Below are 3,302 nucleotides of genomic sequence, written 5' to 3' on the forward strand. Positions count from 1 at the left end.
TTACTGATGAAACTGGAATTACGCTTGAAATCAAGCCTCTTCACTGTTTTGAGACAAATCAGAGCGTTACAGTATGAACCGTTTGCGTATTTCAAAGAATCGTTCGCCCCTGGTTAAGTGAAAGAGAGTACAAATGGACTAATCCACAACTGAATAACCCTAAAAATTTCTGGAAAAAGTCATCCCTTGCGCCAGCAATTGACTTTTTTGGAAATTTTAACGAAAATTACTTGTGATGAAAGTAACAATGTATGAAAATCATTTATTCTAAGTTTTATGCAACACTAGTGCAATTCAGTATTAAATGACCTATCGAATACTGTTATCTGGTTACTATCCTGATCAGTTGACTTGTCTATAATGCTGTATGTCGTCGTCATTGTCCCCATCTTGTCAGAGAAAAAGTAGGAGTAGTTTACATATGAACTGATCACTAACAAACTGATAATTAATAGTTTTCCAGCAGGTTTAAAAGACCTGTTCTCAGTCTTGATCTTTTTGAAAGCATATATACTGATAATTAAACTGAATAGTGGGTGTATCAAAAGATAGAACAGCAGTACATCAGAAAGAGCATTGTCATAACGGAGAAACAAAAATATGTAACCGAAAGCTATAATCAGATTAAACAATATCCATAGAGTATATCTTAACTCGGTTTTCATTGAACACCTTCTTTTTAGAATTTACAAACATTGTCGGTTATTTTCCGATGACTTGATAATAATCTTTTTCCCATTATAAAGCTATACCAATGACTAATATTTATTGTCTGCTTCTTGGAAAAGTTCTGATAGAAGAGATCCCTCAAGTGTTATACTTAAAAATAGCACTAAACTATTATAAATTGAAAAACGAGTCTCAGGGGGAACTATGGGTTATTTATCCTTAGCAATCATATGTAGTGCAGCTATTGCACTTATATTCAAATACACTGAAAATACGTTAACGAACAGATATGTCATTACAAGTGCCAATTATTTTTTTGCCAGTGTCACGAGTCTGGTCATGATCATGTACCAGAGACTCTTATCTGGTGTGAACAGGGAAGGGGCTTTTATTGACGAGGTGTCCATACTGTCAGGCAATGAGTCGAATCTTTTTTCTCCTTATGCAAGTGTAATATGGGGGATACTTGTAGGGAGTATAGCCGGGCTATTCTTTTTCTTGTCCTTTGTCTACTATCAGAAGAGCGTAAAGGACAATGGGGTGGGGATATCCGGTACGATAGCAAAGCTGGGCATACTGATTCCTATGATCTTTTCTATTCTCATCTGGAGGGAATATCCTACAGCGGTTCAGTGGATCGGGATTCTGATATCACTCGTCGCAATCGTTGTGGTCAATTTATCTAAGCGTTCCATCAAGACACTTGATTTTAAGCCGGCTTTACTGCTTCTATTCTTATTTGGAGGTATGGCAGAATTCTTCAATAAAATCTATCAACAGTATGCTTTAAATGAGTATAAGGATATATTTCTCTTTGCTGTATTTTTCGTCGCTTTTATCATCAGTGTGACTTATATCCTACATATTAAGGGGAAAGCGACATATAAGGACATTCTGATTGGTTTTGCGGTCGGCATTCCTAATTTGTTTTCTTCCTACTTCTTGATCATGTCTCTGGGAACTGTGAAAACTTCAGTGGCCTTTCCAATGTACAGTGCGGGAAGCATTGTCCTGATCAATTTGGGTGGCTTACTTATATATAAAGAAAAGATTGCAGCCAAGAATCAGCTGGCGATTGCCATGACCATCATCGCGCTTATACTAATTAATACATGAAAAAGGAGAGAGTCCATCGGATAAGATAAAATCTTTAAGAAGAATCTTCAAAAACCCCTCGAGCAGACTTGACCATAAAGTCGTCTGCTCGAGGGGTTCTATTTATCTGAGATGTTATTTAATAGCTTTGTAATCCAAATCAAGCGCACGTTTGACTGCTGGTCTTTCGCCAATACGATCTGCCCATTCTTTCAAGTGAGTGTAGTCATCTGCTTTCAGGAATTCTGCTGCATTACCGTACAGTTTGCCCTGGATCAGACGGCCGTACCAAGGCCAGATTGCCATATCTGCAATGGAATAGGTGTCCCCATTGATGTAATCCTTATCAGCCAAATGTCTGTCGAGCAAGTCAAGCTGACGTTTCGTTTCCATCGTAAAGCGATTGATCGGGTACTCCTGTTTAGTTGGCGCGTAGTGATAGAAATGTCCGAATCCACCGCCGACATAAGGGGCTGCTCCTGTCTGCCAAAACAGCCAGTTCATCAGTTCTGTTTTTTCGGCTAGATCATCCGGCATAAACTGTCCGTATTTTTCCGCAAGATATAATAGGATATTGACAGACTCAAACACACGCAGGGGCTTATCCAAAGAGTAGTCCATCATGGCTGGTATTTTGGAATTGGGATTGATTGCGACAAAGTCACTTCCGAACTGATCACCTTCACCAATATTAATTAAGTATAGGTCATAATCGGCACATTGAGCACCGGCATCTTTCAGTTCTTCCAGCATGATCGCAACTTTCTGTCCGTTAGGTGTGCCCAATGAGTAAACTTGTAAGGGTGCCTCTCCGACGGGAAGTGTCTGTTCAAAGCGACTTCCTGCGACCGGCTGATTCCCGAACTGATTCTTTTCATCTTTATTCCATTCCCAAACTTTTGGAACATCGTATTCTGACATAGTATCCGCTCCTTACTCAATTTATATTAAGTATACTATTATTGCTGTATTAAACAAGAATATCACATAATAACAGGACACAAATTAGTGAGAAGTACCGCTTGACAGGACACTAAAAGGTGTCGTATAATTCGGATGATCATAAGACACTTTTTGGTGTCTCATTTAAGAAGGAGGATACTATGACAGATAAAATGAAAAGCAGGAATGTGTTTGAAGCTATTGCTGATCCGACTAGAAGAGAATTAATACACATACTGTCAGAATCCGAAGCTGTCCCTCTATATAAGCTGACAGTGCACTTTGATATGGGAAGAACAGCTGTCACAAAGCATCTGACCATTCTATGGGAGGCTGATCTAGTTAAAAAGTCTAAGGTGGGGCGAGAGACTCACTATCAACTTAATCCTATACCGTTGAAAGAAGTAAGTGATTGGGTTACTTATTATCAGAGCTTTTGGGGAAAATCGTATGCAGGCATTACAAGAAGTGAGTGAACTAGGAAACTCCAAGGAATAATTGGGGGAATAGCTCTTAAATGAGCATACAATTGATTGGTTTTTACAGCACTATTGGATTTATCTCGTCAAACAGGTTTTGGTTTGATGGTCTAGAAA

General features: G+C 38.9%; 3 protein-coding genes. 2 read left to right on the forward strand and 1 reads right to left on the reverse strand.

All coding sequences use genetic code 11. The features are described 5' to 3' along the window. Positions 1 to 873 precede the first annotated feature (873 nt). Positions 874 to 1,785 (forward strand): hypothetical protein, encoded by a 912-nt coding sequence (locus ACYQ4S_RS11305; RefSeq protein ID WP_346025176.1) that lies wholly within the window; start codon positions 874 to 876, stop codon positions 1,783 to 1,785. Positions 1,786 to 1,899: 114 nt separating this feature from the next. Here the strand turns inward: ACYQ4S_RS11305 and yghU are convergent, their stop codons facing one another. Continuing rightward, positions 1,900 to 2,685 (reverse strand): glutathione-dependent disulfide-bond oxidoreductase, encoded by a 786-nt coding sequence (gene yghU / locus ACYQ4S_RS11310; protein ID WP_459771218.1) that lies wholly within the window; start codon positions 2,683 to 2,685, stop codon positions 1,900 to 1,902. A 182-nt stretch (positions 2,686 to 2,867) separates the two neighbouring features. Between yghU and ACYQ4S_RS11315 the strand changes: the two genes are divergently transcribed. Further along, positions 2,868 to 3,182 carry an ArsR/SmtB family transcription factor gene (locus ACYQ4S_RS11315; RefSeq protein WP_459771219.1) on the forward strand — a complete coding sequence of 105 codons (315 nt, stop codon included), beginning with the start codon at positions 2,868 to 2,870 and terminating at the stop codon, positions 3,180 to 3,182. The last annotated feature ends 120 nt before the right edge of the window (positions 3,183 to 3,302 follow it).

Source organism: Alkalibacterium sp. s-m-28, assembly GCF_054658175.1.

What these genes read in the sequence shown, in the direction of transcription:
- yghU (WP_459771218.1), bottom strand. Translation starts at nt 2,685, where the DNA reads ATGTCAGAATACGATGTTCCAAAAGTTTGGGAATGGAATAAAGATGAA.
- ACYQ4S_RS11305 (WP_346025176.1), top strand. Translation starts at nt 874, where the DNA reads ATGGGTTATTTATCCTTAGCAATCATATGTAGTGCAGCTATTGCACTT.
- ACYQ4S_RS11315 (WP_459771219.1), top strand. Translation starts at nt 2,868, where the DNA reads ATGACAGATAAAATGAAAAGCAGGAATGTGTTTGAAGCTATTGCTGAT.